Origin of the sequence: Leucobacter chromiireducens subsp. solipictus (assembly GCF_016758195.1) — a bacterium.
GTDB lineage: Bacteria > Actinomycetota > Actinomycetes > Actinomycetales > Microbacteriaceae > Leucobacter > Leucobacter solipictus.
In genome coordinates this window covers 350315-365770 of the sequence record NZ_QYAC01000004.1, presented here as the reverse complement: position 1 = coordinate 365770, position 15456 = coordinate 350315, and the positions used below count along the sequence as shown (strand labels likewise).

Here is a 15456-nt window from a genome sequence, read left to right as displayed (position 1 = left end):
GTCAGAATGGCGCATCACCTCGCCGCCATCCGTCTGCCTGCCAGCCGCGCATAGCCTCGAAGAACGCTGCGTCGTCGTCGCCAACGACCTCGCGCACGATCTGCGCGCGCTCCGGTCGCGGTACGATCTCGTCAGGGTCGAACCCCAAGCGCTCGTAATCCGGTGGCCAGTCGTCATAGTCAGGCACTACGGCAGCACCACCGTCAGCGACGAGCGTAAGTCGTCCACGCGGTACGGTGTGCCGTTCCGGCGGGGCGGAGCTGTCTACCGGGGTGAAGCGAGGGGTGCATCGTTTTCGTGTCATGCCGTACCCAATGCGCGGTCCCTCGATACGCTGGCCAGATGCCTGCCCCGTCTCCCGCGCGAAAGCTCTACCTGCTCGCCGAGCGACACCGCGCACCCCGCGCGCAGATTGTCGGCGCGTTGGCTGAGCGGCTCGTCCGAGACCTCGGTGTGCCGGGGCCAGCCGCGGTGGCAGGGCTGCACCCAGAGCAGCTCTCCGCAGCCTGCCGTTCAGAACTCGACGCCCTGTTCGATCGGCACCTGCCCTCCGGCCACGACGACCCGCTGGCCTGGGCGATCGAAGCTCTCGAAGGCCGGCGCGCGCACAGGACTACCCATCACACGCCGCCCGCGCTCGTCTGGCTCATGCTCGACCTTGCGGGTGAGGTCACAGGAACCGTGTACGACCGTGCGGCTGGAACCGGTGGTCTGCTGCTCGCGGCCGCCGCGCGTCACCCTGGTGCCACCACCCTGGTTGGGCAGGAGATCGACCCGATTAGTCATGCAGCCGCTCTCATCAGTGCCGAACTGGCAGGCGTAGAGATCAACCTCGGTCGCCCGGGTGACACTCTCTCTGAGCCACAGCACCATGCGCTCGCAGTGGACCTGGTGCTGGCGAACCCGCCGTGGAAGCGGGCGACGAACCGAGCGTGGGTCGAGCACTGCATCTCTGCGCTCGCCGCCGACGGCCGCGCAGTGCTTCTGCTGCCGGCCAGCGTATGCACCGATCAGCAGGGTTGTTGGACGGAATATCGCGCGAACCTGGTTTCTACTGGCTTGCTCCGGGCAGTCCTTGCTCTCCCGCGAGACCAATTCAGGGGCACCGCTACGCCTTGCGTGATCTGGGTGATCGAACGCGGCGCTCCGGCGGACGGCGTGCTGATGGTCGACGCGCGCAACTGGGAAGGCGGAGTGCTACCCGCTGGTGTGCTTGTGAGCGCTGAGGAGATCGGCGGACGCGGATGGCAGCTGAATCCGGCAACGTACTCGGGTGACACACCGGCGGAGCAGGTGCTGCGCGACGTAGCGGACGTGCAGCCGTCGCCGAGCGGCGAGATTCTGGGGTCGCGGCACTGGCTACCGGAGGGAGAGGAAGGCGTGGCCGTCGTGGAGGCACGCAACCTTGACGGCCTGGTTATAGGAGAGATGCGCCGGGTATCTGCTGAAGATGCGGAACGGCTGGCGAAGTATCGGGTCGTACCAGGGGATGTGCTGATCGCTCGGCGGGGGAGGCTGAACCGGGTGGCTTTCGTCGGTGAAGAGCACGCCGGCGCTGTCTACGGGACATCGGTGATCCGGGTTCGGCCTAGGGATGGTGTTGATGCGGCAACGCTGCTTGAGACGCTGCGCTCGCCGCAGGTGCAGGGATGGTTGGCCGGGCGGAGCACGGGATCGACGCTGCCGCACGTGACGGCGGCTATTGTCGGCGGGGTGCCGATTACGGGCGTAGAAGCAGTAGAGAGAGCTGTGAAGCCAACCTCACAGCGCGGGGGAGTTCAGCTGGGGTGATGCTCCATCGATACGCGCATAGGCTGCCTGCATCTCGGCGGTTACGTCCGTCCCCAGGGATCGGACTTGCGTCAGGCTTGGCTGCCGTCCAGCAACGTGAGGCACGAACCTGACGTGCTGCTCGATGTGGTCAGCCACGACCTCGTAGGCCTCTACTATCTCGAACTCCGCGTCGAAAACTAGGAACACGGCCGTGTGGTAGTCCGCGCTACGGAACGGGCTGAACCGCGCCCCGGCTCCGGCTGCCCGGTTGGCCATTGCCTTGACCTGGATGCGCTGACCTGCCCCAGTTGTGATGTCATGCGACTTCGTAGAGTTGGGCTCGAGCACTCCGCCGCGTGCCAACCAGACGACGTGCTCAGCGATGTCTCCGAGGGGCTTATTGTTGGTGCGCACGAGGTCGCGGCGTCGCAGTTCGGTCACGATGCTGGCCTCCAGGCGCAGCAACTGCTTCACCGGAAGACGGGTAACGTCAGGCAGATCAGCCATCAGGTCTCCTTCGGTGATCAGCGTGCCAGACTTGCTCGGGCAGAGGACTGCCAATTTTCCCGCGGAGAGGCGCGACACCTCGACTGCGCCTCGGTGAGTGTGGTGCCATGCAGAATCAGAAGTCTCGCCATTCCTCGATGTAGGCCAGTCGTTCCCCGCCCTCGCCGCTGCCGACAAACACCTTGCGGATGACATTCGAACTCTCCGTGAACGCGGCAGCAGTATCTACGGAGACAAGGCCCGCATCGCGAACGTACGCAGGAGCGGTGCCATCCGATTTGGTCTCTCGATAGTTGCTATTCAAGATCAGCTCCGAGTCACCGGGAAGCTCGACGACGGCGTACGAGGTCGCCGACTTCAGCGTCTTACTCGAACCCGATCTAAGCACTCGCGCATCCTGGGGCAGCGACACGTGGCCCATGTCTTCGATCGTCTCAACGGTGAGGCTCTTGCACTCTTGAGGGTTGGAGATGAGGCATGAGCCGCGTTCAGTCGGGTGATACACCAAGAAGTTCCAGGCTAGGCTCCCTGCCCCGACTAGAGCGAGGATCGCGGCGACAGAAAGAGCAACGGTGACCAGCACCCTCGACCGGTTGAGAGGCCGGCGCTCAACCGTCGTCTCGACGAAATCTAATTGCTCACCCATCTCGGTACTGTACCAATCGCGCCTGCGGCGGAAACCGGTCAGTTGTTCCTGGCTGACTACTCAGCCCAGGTTAGCGGAGCGCGGGCCACGACCGGCTGCATGCACGCCTCAGTCTCGGCATCGATTTGGGTCCAGTCGAGATGCAGCACGATCTCGTGAAGGGAGTAATCGCTGTCCGCTGCAGGCATGGTGGCGGTCGCGAAGCCGTCCCCGTCGGGAGTGATTGTTCCACCGGCTGACCGGATCCCGGTGTCAAAGCACGGGTCGTCGCCTCGGGGAGCGAGGGCACCGCCGGGCGTCAAATGGTCGTATGGTGTGACAAGATCAAAGAACTCCACCGTCGCAAGCGGAGTCGTGATCCCGGAGTCATCGGTGACTTCTTCGATCTGCACCTCAACCCGTCCCGTCGTTTGCCTGTCAACAGAGGTGAGAATGCCAGTTGCTGTGCGGTTCTGTGTCGCTGGCGAACTGGTCTGTGCAGGGGAGGGCTGAGTGCTGTCACTAGAAACCGAGGCGCCAGGCTCAGGAGCGCAACCTGAGAGCGCCACCGCGGCCAGGACGCATGTTGTGAGCGCGGCGGGAATCTTAATCAATGTCATGTCTTGAGCGGATCAGGCGTCCCGAAGCCAAAAGTCTGTGGCGACTTCTTTCCAGTCCTCGTCATCGAAGTCTGGCTTGGTTCCGTAAGCATAGAACTCTTCACCAATACTGACCGCAAAGTACGTGTCGGTGGAGCAACCGCCAACGAGGTCCCGCCCCTCGGGGGAGACCGGGAAGAGGCAAGTGAAGTCGGGATTATCGGTGTCGGTGGCGGTATAGAAGGAGGCGTCTTCACCTTCCCAGACGAGGCGAGCCGAATCGACATCGAAATTGATTGTGCTTTCCTCGAGGATCGGCAACACCGCATCCACGTCTCGCGGCTGCACATCCACCGCTTGCTGGGAATCGGAGGCGACAGCGCAGCCTGTAATAGCGAACAGTGAGATAGCGGCGACCGCGACAAGTGTTGAACGGATCCTCATGGCCTCATCATAGTCCGCACCCGGGGCGAGTCGCTTACCCCTCTGCTCCGAGCGCGGCGAGACAGTGCTGTACCTCGCGTTCGTGGGGTTGGAGCGAGCGCCAGGCCTGCTCTTGATAGGTCCTTCGCTCGCTCGATACCTCGTCAGGATGGGCCAGGGTCGAGTTGTCGAGACTTTCGAACCCGGCCGCTCTGCGTTCCTGCGCGGCGGTCTTGACCGATGCATCTGCGCAGGGTTCAGCCGGAGGATCCCAGGGGTTCTGCTCCTGGGCTGAAGAGACCTCCGCACTGTTCGAAGGGTCGTTTATGCCAATCGGGAGCGCGCCGAAGGCAACGAGTCCAAGGCAAACCGCAGCCAGACCTGAGCCAGCGAACACCGCAAATCCCTTTGCTTCTTGAAAACGCATCAGAGGCTCCAACCTGTCGCGAACCTTTCGACTACTTCAACTCGACCCTAGTCCTGCCGACCACGGTACCGCCGCGCCGGGCTCTGTCATAGCTGTGCTCACTGAGGCAGCGCCCGTCGGACGGGACCGATCAGCAGATATGCTGGCCGGCCCCGCCGGTATGAGAACTCATTGTCCCGTCAGCGTGATGAGGCTGTTGGAGTAGGTGTCACATCTTCGGAGAGGTAGCGTTTCAGGCTGTCGTCGAGTTCCTCGATCCACGGAGTGTGGTGCTGTACCGCCAGCGTGCCGGTCATGACGGATCGGTAGCAGCGGTCGCGGTAGCCCATGATGTCCTGCTTCTTGTCATGCTTCCAGGCGACGAAGATCTTCACCACCTCGGCGACATCGAATTCGGGGTAGTCCGTCTGGTGCAGCAGGTCGAGCACGTAGTCGCCTTGGAACGCGATCTCGGCCTCAGCATCGGGGATCGCGAGGAACCGTTCCCGCCACGACTTGATCAAGGCTTCACGTTCTGTCGCGTCGGGGAGCGGGGCGGTACCGAGGATGAGGTCGCGCACGTACCATGCCTGCACGTCGAACATGTTGAAGGTGAACCACTGGTCCTGCGCACCCACATAGAACAGTGACGGGTTGTCCTGCCAGACGACGCCCCGGTACAGCCCTTCCGGGTAGACGGTATTCGGGCCGCTGAGTGCGAGATTCTCCGGGAGAAAGGGATATTTGTGCTGGTAGCCCGTGCAGAAGATGACCGCGTCGATGTCCTTTGATGAACCGTCTGCGAACACGACAGTGCTGCCGTTGAAATGGTCAATGCCTGGACGTTCCTCGAAGCCTTCCGGCCACTCGTACCCCATCGGTGCGGTGCGGTAGGACGCGGTGACGGACGCGGCACCCATCTTGTAGGCCTGGCTGCCGATGTCCTCAGCGGAGTAGCTGGAACCGATGACAAGCACGTTCCGATCCTTCAAGCTCTCAGCGCCGCGGAAATCGTGTGCATGCATGATCGCGCCCGGGAACGTTTCGATGCCAGACACTTCAGGCATGTTCGGGTAAGAGAAGTGCCCGCTCGCCACGATCACCTTGTCGAAGGTTTCAGTGGTGGTGGCCTTCGTCGGCAGGTGCTCGCTGATCACTGTGAACAGCGCGGTACCTTCGTCGAACGTGACCATGCGCACCACGGTTTCAAAGCGCACGTACTTGCGCACGTCGGTACGCTCAAGACGGCCGGCAATGTAGTCCCACAGCACCGGGCGCGGGGGATAGGAAGAGATCGGTCGGCCGAAATGCTCGTCGAACGAGTAATCCGCGAACTCGAGTCCCTCCTTTGGTCCGTTCGACCACAGGTTGCGGTACATGCTGGAGTGCACTGGTTCGCCGTGCTCGTCGAGGCCGGTGCGCCAGGTGTAGTTCCACTGGCCGCCCCAGTCCGCCTGCTTCTCAAAGCACACGATCTCCGGGATCTCAGCACCAGCCTGCTCCGCAGATTCAAACGCGCGAAGCTGAGCCATGCCGCTCGGACCAGCCCCGATAATTGCTACTCTCTGTTTTTCGCTCAAGTAATATTCCTCACTCAGTTCATCTCGTAGCCTGTTGCTCGCTTCGGGCAGAACGGGCCTATCTCAGACCAAGCAGATCGGCAACACAGGGCACGATACGCACATCGTTTCCAGCCGCCAAAGTCGTCGCTGAGTAGGAGAAAAGTCTCAAACCACCGGTACGAACAACAGATCAACCGTATCAGGCGCCCAAAAACGCGGCCTCGGTGGTGAATGCCGTTGCGACCCCATTCGCCATCCTTCTCTTGCTAACCCGCGAGCTTCCGGGCTGTTACTCGCGTCGACCCCCACCCCATGAGCGCCGCCACCGCAGCGACGATCGCTGAACCTACGAGAAGATATGGCAAAAGGAAGACAATGAGCATCCCCATCGACGCGACCATGCCGAGGCCCGCGAAAACGGCGTTGATCACAATCCCGCTCCAGATTGATCGGGTGACAACTGCGGACGTGTTGAGCGCGTCCAAAAGCGTGCCTTTTGTTGCGCTGACACCCTTTGCGAGCCGCACAGCGGCCGTGATGCCGGGGATCGATGCGACGAGCACGGTAACGGTCACGAAGACCGGGAACATGCCCGATGGTGCCTCACTGCCGAACAGGGTGAAGAAGCTCGCGAGGAACACGGCAACCGCTGCGACAGTACCTGCGAGCAGGCCGAGCGCGCGCTCGATGCGTTCATCAGCAGGCACAACTTGCCTCAGCAAGGAACGGACTCACCATGTCTATAAGCCTAGCTGGGGTAATGAACCGGAGCTGTGGCCGAAAGCTCTCACGCGCTATGACGCGTTCCTGCCGTACCGCTGTTTGAAGCAGCGAACCCCGCAACTCAAGAGGAGCTGCGGGGTTCATACGGGAAGAAATAGATCAGTAGTTGAGTGCAATGTTGATGAGCTCGCCCGATTTCAGATCTACGAGGCCGGCTGCCTCCCCGCTCTGACCAGCACCCAAGAGGAAGATTCCGCCCTTCCAGCCCACAACATCCGGCTCTGGGAGGTAAAGCTCAGTGCCGGTTTCACGGGTAGGGGCAACCGAGAAGTATTCGTCGGAGCCATCCCCAGCGTCGGTGACAACGGGCGCATCAGTCAGAGAGCCAGCGAAATCGGCAGCCGAAGGATCGGTAGCGCAGCCGATGTCGAATTCGCCCGGGCCGGCGAAGTCGAACGCGCCGCCGCACTCCTCGAGTTTCGCGCTTACGGCGGCATCGAAAGCGGCGATGTCGTCTGCTGTGAGCGTGTGGAGTGTACGCCCGGAGTTTCCCTGGGGATGCGCGGGCGGTGTTGAAGGTTCAGCCGTTGGCTTATCCGGAGTGCCGGATGTCTCAGTGTCGCCGGACGAGCATCCGGCAATCAGCAGAGCTACTCCGGCTGCAAGTGCCGCTGCAGTAGGTAGGTGACGGGACGATCGAGACAAGATGTCTCCTCTCTGTAGGTGGTTTGTCTAGGTGGCGAAAAGCTGTTCGAAGAATCCGGGTGCTGTCGCGTCTGCCGACGTGAGGCGCTCGAACCGTGGCGCCGAGTGAAGGCCGAGGATCGGCGCGCGCGAGTCGAACTCGGTGGCGTAGTCGCATAGCGCCCAACCGCTCGGCCTGCGGATCAGCGTGACCGTGCCTCGTCCATGAGGCGGGCGGATGACGAACGTGCTGCCGATCTGTGCCGAGCGCTTACCCTGTTTCGCGATCTCAGCCTCGGCCGCGATGGTCTGCCGGTGGAGCCACATCCCGCGGTCATGCGGTGCGGTCTCAGCGGGCGACATCCCGGCACCGGCAAGAGCGGCGGAGAGCGCCTCCAGGTTCGCAGGATTTACGAGCGGCGCAATTGCCATCGCCCGCTCGTGAGCGATCCGCTCCGCCTCCTGCGCTGCGCGAACCTCCGGGGTGGGCTTCGCGCCCGGCCTCGACCACTCCGGGTGCTCCTCAAGCAGCCGCTGCGCGAGTGCCTCGCGTGCGGTGATGCCAGTCGAGAAATCCCGCAGCAGGTCGTATTGCTTTCCGCTTGGCGCTTCTGCCATGAGTAGCGCGTACCGAGCCTCAGCCTCGCGCACGGACTCCTCGTACGGCTCCTGTGATTCACGGAGCAGCTGGCGGTGGCGCATTAGCATCTGCGAGGCTACCCAGCTCGCCGGCGATCTCAGCCTCACGGTCAGCCATCGCGCGGCGGGCGAGTCGCCCTCGAACGAGCGCTGCATCGAGTGCCGCGCCGCGCTGATTGAGGCTGCCGGTGTCTCTAGCGATGGCGGCGTAGATCGCGTCGGTAGCAGCGGTGACTGCCTGCGCAGTGTGCGGCGTGCAGCGGCGACCGCCATGCTTCTTGGATTGGCACATAGTGAGTCCTCTCGTTAGGCGGCGCAGCCCTGGTCGTGGATGGTGCGGGCGGCGGCGTCGGATTCGGAGGTCATGTTGTAGGCGGGATCCACCTCGCCGGGGCGAGCCAGCTCAGCCCGGTCGGCTCCCAAGTAGAGGACGGCGTATGAGCTGGTGACAGCCTCATGCTGGCTGCCGGCTTCGGCGGGGTCCGGAGTTCCGCATCGACGGAAAATCATCTGGTGGGCGAGTTCATGGCGCACCGCCGCGTCGAGGTAAGGGTCGTCGTCGGGGATAGTTCCGGTGACGATCCAAACGTCGTCTGAGCCCGGGCAGACGAAAGCGGCCGCTGCTCCGCGTATCGGTCGATCGCCGCAAGCTGCGGATTCGGTGGTGGTGTGGCGGACGTGAAAACCGGCGTCAGCTATGAGCTTTTCGACGGCGGGCCGGTATGAGCCGGAGCTGTCCTGCGCTGCGGGGGTGTCGGCGATCCGCTTCTCGGCAGCGACGATTTCGCTGGTTCGCTCTAGCTCCTCTGTCGCCGCGGCGACCTCCTCTAGATCTAGCCCCGGCACCCCGGCGGCGCTGCCTAGGTTAACCTGTGAGCGCATGGCCGCGGTGGCCTCGTCGAGGTCTGAACGCCAGAAGAGACTGTCGCGCTCCGAGTCAGCTTCGGCCAGCGTCTTCTGTGGCCCTGCGAGTAGTTCGTCATATACAGACATGCGCTCTGTGGCAAGGCTGACCGCAGCGTCGAGGTCGGTAAGCACATAGGTGCGGGCGAGCGCGCCGGGCTGCCTGGCGCGGTCGAGGAGATTCTGTGCCTCCGCAAGGTCTGCAGTAGCGGTGTCGCGCGCGGTGGTGATGATTTTGATCCTCGCGGCGAGATTGTCGCTGGCCTCGTCGAACGCCGCGACGCCTTGGTTGTGCTGGTGGATGATCACGCTCGTCGCCACCGCCCCGGCGATGAGCGCACCGGTAACGGCGGTAGCGACGAGCGTCCTGGTTTTCATGAATACCTCCTGTGTGTGAATGCGCGGCGGTGGATGGATTCGGGTCAGCGCTAGCCGAGGATCAAGCGAGCCAGCTCCTGACCGCCGGCGTCGCAGCCGTAGGTCGCGCCGGCCGTGTAGCCCCACTGGTGTGCGATGCAGTCGCCGGCCTGCTCGGCGCGGGCGAGCTGCCAGTCGAACCGGTACCCGGCGTCCATGAGCCGGTAGAGGTGTGCGTTGTGCACGGCGTGGGCTGCCTCGTGAGCGGCGACATACTGGCCATGTCCGGTGCACCAGAAGGCATCGTCTGTGCCGCTCGACAGAGCTACTCCGGCCGCTGCGTCGCCGAGCGTCACCTGTCCGCCGCCGGTCATGCCGCGTGCCCCGTATAGGTCTACCCAGATAACGGGTGCCCCGGAGAGTGCCGCGACCAGTGCCTCGGCCTGGGCGCGGCAGCTACCACCGGTAGCCTGCCCGGGGTTCGGCGTCTGCTGTTGGGGTTCGGCGCTCGGGGCGTATGCGGACTGGGCTGCGCCTTCGGCTGCGGCCGCTTCCTCGGCTGCCAGTGCGGCGGCGGCTTCTGCGGCCTTCTCGTCTGCGGCTTTCTTGTCGGCAGCGGCCTTCTCGTCAATCTCCGCACGCACGGTGCCGGTGATCACGTCGAGGCTGATCTTGCCCGCGGTGACAGTCTCTACGCGAAGATCATTGAAAGCCTCGCCGAGGTTATCGGCCTGTGCGCCGATTACGTGGGGGAGCCAGCTGTCACTGTCTTCCATAGCGTCGGCCTTCTTCGTCACTGTGGCCTGCGCGTCGAGTGCTTCGAGCTGGGCTTCAGCGCCGGCGATGGCGTCGCGGAGATCGGCGAGGCTGTACTTCTCAGGGAGCGCACCCTCCTTGCCTGCCTGCGCAGCCACCTTCTCCGCTGCTGTGATCTGGTCTACCAGCTCCGACCGGATGGTCGCGGTGGCATCGAGCTGGCCGTCGATCAGGCGGTGGGCGGTGGCGACGCGCTCGGTCTGCGTGGCGTGAGCGTCGACGAACTGCGGGATGCCGATGGCGGCGGTCGCGATCAGCGAGGCGGAGGCGGCGTAAGCGATGCCGCGGGTGACGCGGTGGCCGGCGTAGTAACGAAGAGACTGGCGAATCTCGGAGAGGGTGATGATGCTCATGGTGACTCCTGGTGTCGTATCGGAGGCGGTGCTTCTTGCGACCTTATAGTTGCAAGAATATGGCGTCATTTAACTTCTTGCAACCTTATGGTCGCAATTAGGCGAGGAGTGTGCGAAAATCGGTGCATGACCACTGCCAATCAGAATCCGCGCGCCCAAAATGGCTCGACCGATGCGCTCCAGGTGGGCGAACTCACGGACGGGCGCTATGTCGGCTCGGCTGAAGCGGCCGAAATCCTCGGTCTTGATTCGACCGAGGCGCTGAAGCGCCTGCGCTCGGAGAAGTCGAAGGGAGGGCGAAAATTCGTGCAGGGAGACAGGGAGGTCGAGGTGCCGCTAAGTGTGCGCGCCGGGATGCTTCCGGAGCCCGAGGGCGAAGTATTTCGCACGCTCGTTTGGGATCGTGCCGCCCTCGAAGCCATCGCCGACGAATTCAAGGCTGCGAAAGTCGTGCGCGCCCCGCGGAAGAAAAAGTAGCGCGGAGAATTGTGAAGCCCTCTCGGTTGGTTTGCCGGGAGGGCTTCTGGTTTTTTGGTGGCTTTGGAGCGAATCGGCGAGGCCACCGGTTGTTGGTGGCGGTTATGGGAGGAGTCCTGCCTCGACGATGCGGTCGAGCCAGACTTCGGCCGAGGCTTCGTCGAGTGGATGCTGGTCGCGGTCGCGGAGCCAGGTTTCGAGCGTGGATGCGTCCGGCAGGGTTTCGCGAGCCACGGTGGCGGGGGTGCCGGTTTCGAAGCTGACGAGGTCGGCGAGGGCGCACTGTAGGTCGACGACCTGGTTGCGCGCGGTCTCGGCGTCAAAAGTGGGGGTGAGGGTGGGCATGGCTTAAATCTCCTCGAGGTTGGGGATTGGGTCGGCTTGGGGCCGCTTTCTTGCGACCTTATAGTTGCAAGATTACCGAACGTTGACTAAGCTTGCAACTATAAGGTCGCAAGGAGAGTGGATCACTTGTGGAACCAGTCAATACCCAGCCCTGAGGAGGCAACACATGACCACCGGCACCGCCGGCGCGGAAACCCTCTCGCTCGACCACGCCGGTCGCGGTGTGCAGGTCGCACTGACCATCACGCTGATGATCGTTGCCGTCTCGGCGTTTGTCCTCGGCGCGCTACCACTGATCTCGATCGCACAGGAGTGGGCGGGCCTCCCGACTGGTGTAGCGGCACTGCTGCCCGTCGTGCTCGACGCCGGTGCAGTGGCGGCGGCGCTGGCTGCTATCGTGCGTCACACCCGGGGACAGCGCGCGACGCTTGAGACAGCCCTACTGCTGCTGACTGTCGTCGTGTCTGTGTGCGCGCAGGTCGTGCACGCGTGGCAGATTGAGGGCGGTGTGTGGGAGCCGCGCACCGTGATCATTGCCGCCGCCCTCGGTAGCGCGCCGGTAATTGTCCTGCTCGCATCGCACGCAGCGATCCGCACGCTGACCCCGCCCCGTCAGAAGCGCTCTCGGAGTGCACGCCGGAACGCTGGTGCGGCACAGAAGCCTGCGCCCACTGCTGCGCATACCAGTACGTCGGGCGGGGTCGCAGCCAAGCCCGCCGCACCAAAACCCGCTGCCGCTGCCGCGCCGAAGCCTACGCCGCCCGCTGATCTGCCGGAGCGGCTGGCAGACGAGGCAGACCTCGATTACGCCATGCGCCTGCTTGAACACGGCTACGGCCAGCGCAAAGCGGCCGAGTTGGCGGGGACAACCCGGAGCAAAATCGAGACCCGGTTGAAGCAGCGCGCCGCGGCTGAGGCCACCGACCAGCCAGCCCTGGCGGCGTAAGCCAGCCGTTACGACAAAAGGAAGAGTGCCGTAAATGAAGACCATCCCCGTAGCCATCGCCCTTGTGGCTGGCTTGCTCCTCCCGACTGGCGTTGCCGAAGCGGCGCACGCGGCGGAGCCTAACCTCGGGATCGAGTGCCTCGACATCCCGCTCCGCCAAACGCTCACGACGGCCGACGCATCGGCGCCCGATGTGCCGTTGTCCACGCCCACCGTGGCGCTAGTCGAACCGGACTACGACTGGCGAGCGGCGGTGGAGATGGCATACGCCGAGGTTGGTACCGCTCGGCCGACTGGGTGGGCTGCGCCGGGCGAGTGCATCGAGAGCGCGCGCCGCTGGGTGAACGCTGGGGGCGGAGGCTGGGACGGCGGGGGTAGCGTGCTCGACAACTATGCAGCGGCGAGCAGGCACGGTGTCAGCGAAGCCGTGCCTGGCGACGTGATCCAGTACCACGCCGACGGGGCTGAAGGCGCGTGGGCGGTCGGTGTGCACACTGTGCTGGTGACCGGGTTGAACGGCGACGGCACGCTGCGAATCGTGGAGTCGAACAACCCCGGCGGATCCGGGCTGGTGAGCGCAGACGAAAGCTGGACACCGCAGCCGCCGGTAGGGTTCCACGCCGTTGCGTGGCGGTTCTGAGGTACGGCCGTGTGGCGTCGGCGGCGGGTGACGAGTAGGAGAGGTGGGGGAGTAGTGAACTACTTGAGAAACAGTATGAGTATCGAGATGTCCGCCACCCCGCCGCCCGTACCTACGCCTACGGCAACCACCCAGCCCCGGCACCGCCGGCCCAAGGTCACCCCGCCGTCGCAAACTACAGCCACCGCTTGTCGGGCGCTTCGTCTACGGTCTGCCCGCCGGTACGGCTACGGCTACCTCGCTGCTGTGCCCGCGCCCGCGCCTGCTGTCGATCCGCTTGCGGCGCAGCGGGAGGGCGAAGCCCGGGAGCTCGCTGCCATCTAGATCATCGGTCTGCCGACCTGGTTGCTCGCGTGCCCCGGCAGCACCGCCCGGGTCGCGGAGCGCCGCACGTAATACGAACTAAACCCTTTTGGCGCTCCGCTCCGCACGCGCCAAAAGTATGTTCGACAACTGCGACTACCTAAACCTGGAGGAGACTTCCGATGGACACCGCCCCGTTTCGCACCTGGCTCGCTGGTGCTGCGCACCGCTACTCCACTCGCGAGGCGCTGCTCTACGCCGCCTGCGCTTGGGCTGGCGCTCGGATGCCTGACCTCTCTGCTGTCGATCTGTACTACGCGCAGAAAATCGTGCTGAAAGGCGATGCGTTCTCCCTATCTAGCGTCAGGGCTGCTGTCGCCCGGCTGGCCGCGGAGCGGAGCTCCGTCCACTCGCTCCCTGCCCCGGCGCGCGCGGCGCGGCGCGTGGTGGCGCTGGCAATCGTGCCCCACAACATGGTGGCAAAAGGACGCCAGGAGATCGTCAGGAGAGCGATCACTGTGATCGGTCTCACCTGGATCGCCGAAGCCGCGCGCTGCGAAACTATGACCCACGTGATCGTGTCCAGCCGCTGGCTCGCTGGTCAGCTCGGCACCAGCCAGCAGAATGCTCTGAACGTCATTAAGATCCTCCGCCAAGAGGGCATCCTCGTCGGCGAGAAAAAACTTCGCGACGGTAGAACCCGTGCCTACCGCCTCCGCCACCTCTACCGCCCCGAGCGCCTCGCAGGCGAGCTGGCGTGGGCTGCTGATGCTGACCAACTCGTAGCGTGGGTGACGGAGGGTGTGGCACCAACGCCTGGCAGTCTCGCAGACGTGCTGGCTTCCGCTGGCTCGCCTGTGTTCACCCACCCCGGTGCTGCCGTCCACGGCGCATGGCTGACGGCGCTGCGCGACGCTATGACCCCGCGCGCCCGCGAAGCCCGGCAGATCGCCAAGGAGTTGCGCCACCCGAAACAGGCCACGCGCCGCCGCCGTGCGCTGGCGTCAGACTTGGAGCTGTTCCAGGCCTGGCCGAAGATGCTCGGCTCACCTGCCCGACCCGCCGCCGCCCGAGCGTGGCTTGCGGATCGACCAGCCGAGCAGCCGATGGTCGAGTGGCTGGCCGGAGTGGCAGAAGCGACTGGCGCTGCCGCGGCGGCTGATGAGCGGAAGCTGGCGGCTGACGCGGCGCGGCGGGCCAACCGGCGGGAGGCAGATCGAGTCACCGGCCAGATCAGGTCGTACAAGACTCCAGAAGAGGTCGCCGTAGCGGTGCTGCAGCGGGTCGGCGCTGCGCCAGAGACTGAGGGTGATGCGAAGGCATGGCTCGGGCAGGTGGCTGGTGCATGGGCACAGATCGGAGATCGCGCGAGCCTGGCGCAGAAGTCGGCGCTCCGGAGCGGCGTCGCTGGCGTGCTGCAGAAGCGCGCCGGAGTGGATCAGGCACGCGCGCAGATCGCGGCCGAGCGGGCGGTGGCGTAGGGCGCGGTCGCCGCGCATTTGGTAACCATGATCGCTGAACACGAAATTCAATCGCAGCTAGACGTCGTCGCCGCATCGCTCGCCACGTGTTGGTCGCAGCGCCATCGATCAACGCCCGCCGCCGTGCAAGAACTGGCTCGCGACTGGGGCGACGCGCTCGCGGCGTGGCTCCGCGAAGAGTTGCCTTTGGCGTGGATGGGGACGTGGCTGGCGTCACACATTCTCTACGAGGTGCGGGAGGGCGCTGGGGCCATCGTCCGTAGTCGCGACCCCGAACTTGAGTCGGCACTCCTGGCCAATCTCCCTGCCGCCCGTGAGCGCGCCCGCGAGGATCTGCGGCTCTGGCAGGTGGAACATGACCGCGAGCAGGATTGGGAAGCGCAAGCCGCCCGTGAATGGGCTGCCGAAGTTCGCGCACGCCGCGCGGCGGAAGAGCGGCTCTAACACAGCCCCACCGCGCATTGCCTATCTGCGGTCGGGCCGTCCGGCGGTGTGAGGAGATGGTGATGGGTGAGCCGATTCAAGTTGTTGAAGGCTGCGAGGCGGAGCCAGGACTGTGGATCGTAACGACGGTGTCGGGCAGCGTATATCGCGTGACGGTGGCCGAGGACGGCAGTGCGACGATGGTGCGCGGGCGTAATGAGGCGCCGGTGGATCCGGAGCGAGGACTGCCGGGGATTGCGCTGCATGGCGACGGGGAGCAGCTGAATCTGGTCTCGTGGAGTGCACGCCTGGGTCGCGACGCTGGCGCGGTCTTTGTCTACTGGTCTGACGAGCGCCGGATTCGCGTGCAGCGCACCGGCGATATTTACGCCGGCACCGTACGAAAAACTTCGATGGTGGTTGGGATCGAGCACGTACCTGCGGTCGAGGGCGGTGCGTTGTGAGTGATGG

19 protein-coding genes are annotated in these 15456 nt (G+C 64.5%); 7 read left to right on the top strand and 12 right to left on the bottom strand.

Annotated features, from left to right (window positions below):
• Position 1: 1 nt before the first annotated feature.
• Positions 2–187: a hypothetical protein gene (locus tag D3230_RS09605; RefSeq protein WP_202344803.1), complete on the bottom strand. Its 186-nt coding sequence runs from the start codon at positions 185–187 to the stop codon at positions 2–4.
• Positions 188–342: 155 nt separating this feature from the next.
• On the opposite strand from D3230_RS09605, the gene D3230_RS09600 reads away from it, so the two are divergent.
• Positions 343–1791, top strand: a complete 1449-nt coding sequence (locus tag D3230_RS09600; protein WP_202344802.1) for an N-6 DNA methylase — start codon at positions 343–345, stop codon at positions 1789–1791.
• Here the strand turns inward: D3230_RS09600 and D3230_RS09595 are convergent.
• The 10 genes from D3230_RS09595 to D3230_RS09550 all read right to left on the bottom strand — a co-directional run bounded on the left by D3230_RS09595 (position 1762) and on the right by D3230_RS09550 (position 10370).
• On the bottom strand, positions 1762–2280 hold the full coding sequence (locus D3230_RS09595; protein WP_202344801.1) for a DUF6998 domain-containing protein: 519 nt from the start codon (positions 2278–2280) through the stop codon (positions 1762–1764). The genes D3230_RS09600 and D3230_RS09595 overlap by 30 nt on opposite strands.
• A gap of 115 nt (positions 2281–2395) precedes the next feature.
• Positions 2396–2926 carry a hypothetical protein gene (locus D3230_RS09590; RefSeq protein WP_202344800.1) on the bottom strand — a complete coding sequence of 177 codons (531 nt, stop codon included), beginning with the start codon at positions 2924–2926 and terminating at the stop codon, positions 2396–2398.
• A 56-nt stretch (positions 2927–2982) separates the two neighbouring features.
• Positions 2983–3318 (bottom strand): hypothetical protein, encoded by a 336-nt coding sequence (locus D3230_RS09585; RefSeq protein WP_202344799.1) that lies wholly within the window; start codon positions 3316–3318, stop codon positions 2983–2985.
• Between the two features lie 219 nt (positions 3319–3537).
• On the bottom strand, positions 3538–3948 hold the full coding sequence (locus tag D3230_RS09580) for a hypothetical protein (protein WP_202344798.1): 411 nt from the start codon (positions 3946–3948) through the stop codon (positions 3538–3540).
• Positions 3949–4533: 585 nt separating this feature from the next.
• Positions 4534–5913 carry an NAD(P)-binding domain-containing protein gene (locus tag D3230_RS09575; RefSeq protein WP_272929022.1) on the bottom strand — a complete coding sequence of 460 codons (1380 nt, stop codon included), beginning with the start codon at positions 5911–5913 and terminating at the stop codon, positions 4534–4536.
• Between the two features lie 248 nt (positions 5914–6161).
• A complete protein-coding gene (locus D3230_RS09570; RefSeq protein ID WP_202344797.1) occupies positions 6162–6602 on the bottom strand; it encodes a hypothetical protein in 441 nt (146 codons plus the stop codon).
• Between the two features lie 175 nt (positions 6603–6777).
• Positions 6778–7323, bottom strand: coding sequence for a hypothetical protein (locus D3230_RS09565; RefSeq protein WP_202344796.1), 546 nt, complete (start codon positions 7321–7323; stop codon positions 6778–6780).
• A 27-nt stretch (positions 7324–7350) separates the two neighbouring features.
• Positions 7351–8004, bottom strand: coding sequence for a hypothetical protein (locus D3230_RS09560; protein WP_202344795.1), 654 nt, complete (start codon positions 8002–8004; stop codon positions 7351–7353).
• A 243-nt stretch (positions 8005–8247) separates the two neighbouring features.
• Complete coding sequence (locus D3230_RS09555; RefSeq protein WP_202344794.1) at positions 8248–9222, bottom strand: hypothetical protein; 975 nt, start codon at positions 9220–9222, stop codon at positions 8248–8250.
• A gap of 50 nt (positions 9223–9272) precedes the next feature.
• A complete protein-coding gene (locus tag D3230_RS09550) occupies positions 9273–10370 on the bottom strand; it encodes a hypothetical protein (protein ID WP_202344793.1) in 1098 nt (365 codons plus the stop codon).
• Between the two features lie 126 nt (positions 10371–10496).
• Between D3230_RS09550 and D3230_RS09545 the strand changes: the two genes are divergently transcribed.
• The gene (locus D3230_RS09545) at positions 10497–10847 is read left to right on the top strand and encodes a hypothetical protein (RefSeq protein WP_202344792.1); all 351 of its coding nucleotides are present in this window, start codon (positions 10497–10499) and stop codon (positions 10845–10847) included.
• A 102-nt stretch (positions 10848–10949) separates the two neighbouring features.
• Here D3230_RS09545 and D3230_RS09540 read toward each other — a convergent pair whose 3' ends face one another.
• The gene (locus tag D3230_RS09540; RefSeq protein ID WP_202344791.1) at positions 10950–11192 is read right to left on the bottom strand and encodes a hypothetical protein; all 243 of its coding nucleotides are present in this window, start codon (positions 11190–11192) and stop codon (positions 10950–10952) included.
• A 166-nt stretch (positions 11193–11358) separates the two neighbouring features.
• On the opposite strand from D3230_RS09540, the gene D3230_RS09535 reads away from it, so the two are divergent.
• From D3230_RS09535 to D3230_RS09515, 5 genes are all read left to right on the top strand, one after another.
• Positions 11359–12138: a DUF2637 domain-containing protein gene (locus D3230_RS09535; RefSeq protein ID WP_202344790.1), complete on the top strand. Its 780-nt coding sequence runs from the start codon at positions 11359–11361 to the stop codon at positions 12136–12138.
• Between the two features lie 34 nt (positions 12139–12172).
• Entirely contained in the window at positions 12173–12778 is a 606-nt protein-coding gene (locus D3230_RS09530; protein ID WP_202344789.1) for a lipase, read from the top strand.
• A gap of 485 nt (positions 12779–13263) precedes the next feature.
• A complete protein-coding gene (locus D3230_RS09525; RefSeq protein WP_202344788.1) occupies positions 13264–14562 on the top strand; it encodes a helix-turn-helix domain-containing protein in 1299 nt (432 codons plus the stop codon).
• A gap of 27 nt (positions 14563–14589) precedes the next feature.
• A complete protein-coding gene (locus tag D3230_RS09520; RefSeq protein WP_202344787.1) occupies positions 14590–15006 on the top strand; it encodes a hypothetical protein in 417 nt (138 codons plus the stop codon).
• Positions 15007–15068: 62 nt separating this feature from the next.
• The gene (locus D3230_RS09515; protein ID WP_202344786.1) at positions 15069–15449 is read left to right on the top strand and encodes a hypothetical protein; all 381 of its coding nucleotides are present in this window, start codon (positions 15069–15071) and stop codon (positions 15447–15449) included.
• The last annotated feature ends 7 nt before the right edge of the window (positions 15450–15456 follow it).

Bases quoted from the DNA above. Each gene is read 5' to 3' on its own strand.
- D3230_RS09600 (WP_202344802.1), top strand. From the start codon at position 343: ATGCCTGCCCCGTCTCCCGCGCGAAAGCTCTACCTGCTCGCCGAGCGA.
- D3230_RS09595 (WP_202344801.1), bottom strand. From the start codon at position 2,280: ATGGCTGATCTGCCTGACGTTACCCGTCTTCCGGTGAAGCAGTTGCTG.
- D3230_RS09590 (WP_202344800.1), bottom strand. From the start codon at position 2,926: ATGGGTGAGCAATTAGATTTCGTCGAGACGACGGTTGAGCGCCGGCCT.
- D3230_RS09580 (WP_202344798.1), bottom strand. From the start codon at position 3,948: ATGAGGATCCGTTCAACACTTGTCGCGGTCGCCGCTATCTCACTGTTC.
- D3230_RS09560 (WP_202344795.1), bottom strand. From the start codon at position 8,004: ATGCGCCACCGCCAGCTGCTCCGTGAATCACAGGAGCCGTACGAGGAG.
- D3230_RS09555 (WP_202344794.1), bottom strand. From the start codon at position 9,222: ATGAAAACCAGGACGCTCGTCGCTACCGCCGTTACCGGTGCGCTCATC.
- D3230_RS09550 (WP_202344793.1), bottom strand. From the start codon at position 10,370: ATGAGCATCATCACCCTCTCCGAGATTCGCCAGTCTCTTCGTTACTAC.
- D3230_RS09545 (WP_202344792.1), top strand. From the start codon at position 10,497: ATGACCACTGCCAATCAGAATCCGCGCGCCCAAAATGGCTCGACCGAT.
- D3230_RS09540 (WP_202344791.1), bottom strand. From the start codon at position 11,192: ATGCCCACCCTCACCCCCACTTTTGACGCCGAGACCGCGCGCAACCAG.
- D3230_RS09535 (WP_202344790.1), top strand. From the start codon at position 11,359: ATGACCACCGGCACCGCCGGCGCGGAAACCCTCTCGCTCGACCACGCC.
- D3230_RS09530 (WP_202344789.1), top strand. From the start codon at position 12,173: ATGAAGACCATCCCCGTAGCCATCGCCCTTGTGGCTGGCTTGCTCCTC.
- D3230_RS09525 (WP_202344788.1), top strand. From the start codon at position 13,264: ATGGACACCGCCCCGTTTCGCACCTGGCTCGCTGGTGCTGCGCACCGC.
- D3230_RS09520 (WP_202344787.1), top strand. From the start codon at position 14,590: ATGATCGCTGAACACGAAATTCAATCGCAGCTAGACGTCGTCGCCGCA.
- D3230_RS09515 (WP_202344786.1), top strand. From the start codon at position 15,069: ATGGGTGAGCCGATTCAAGTTGTTGAAGGCTGCGAGGCGGAGCCAGGA.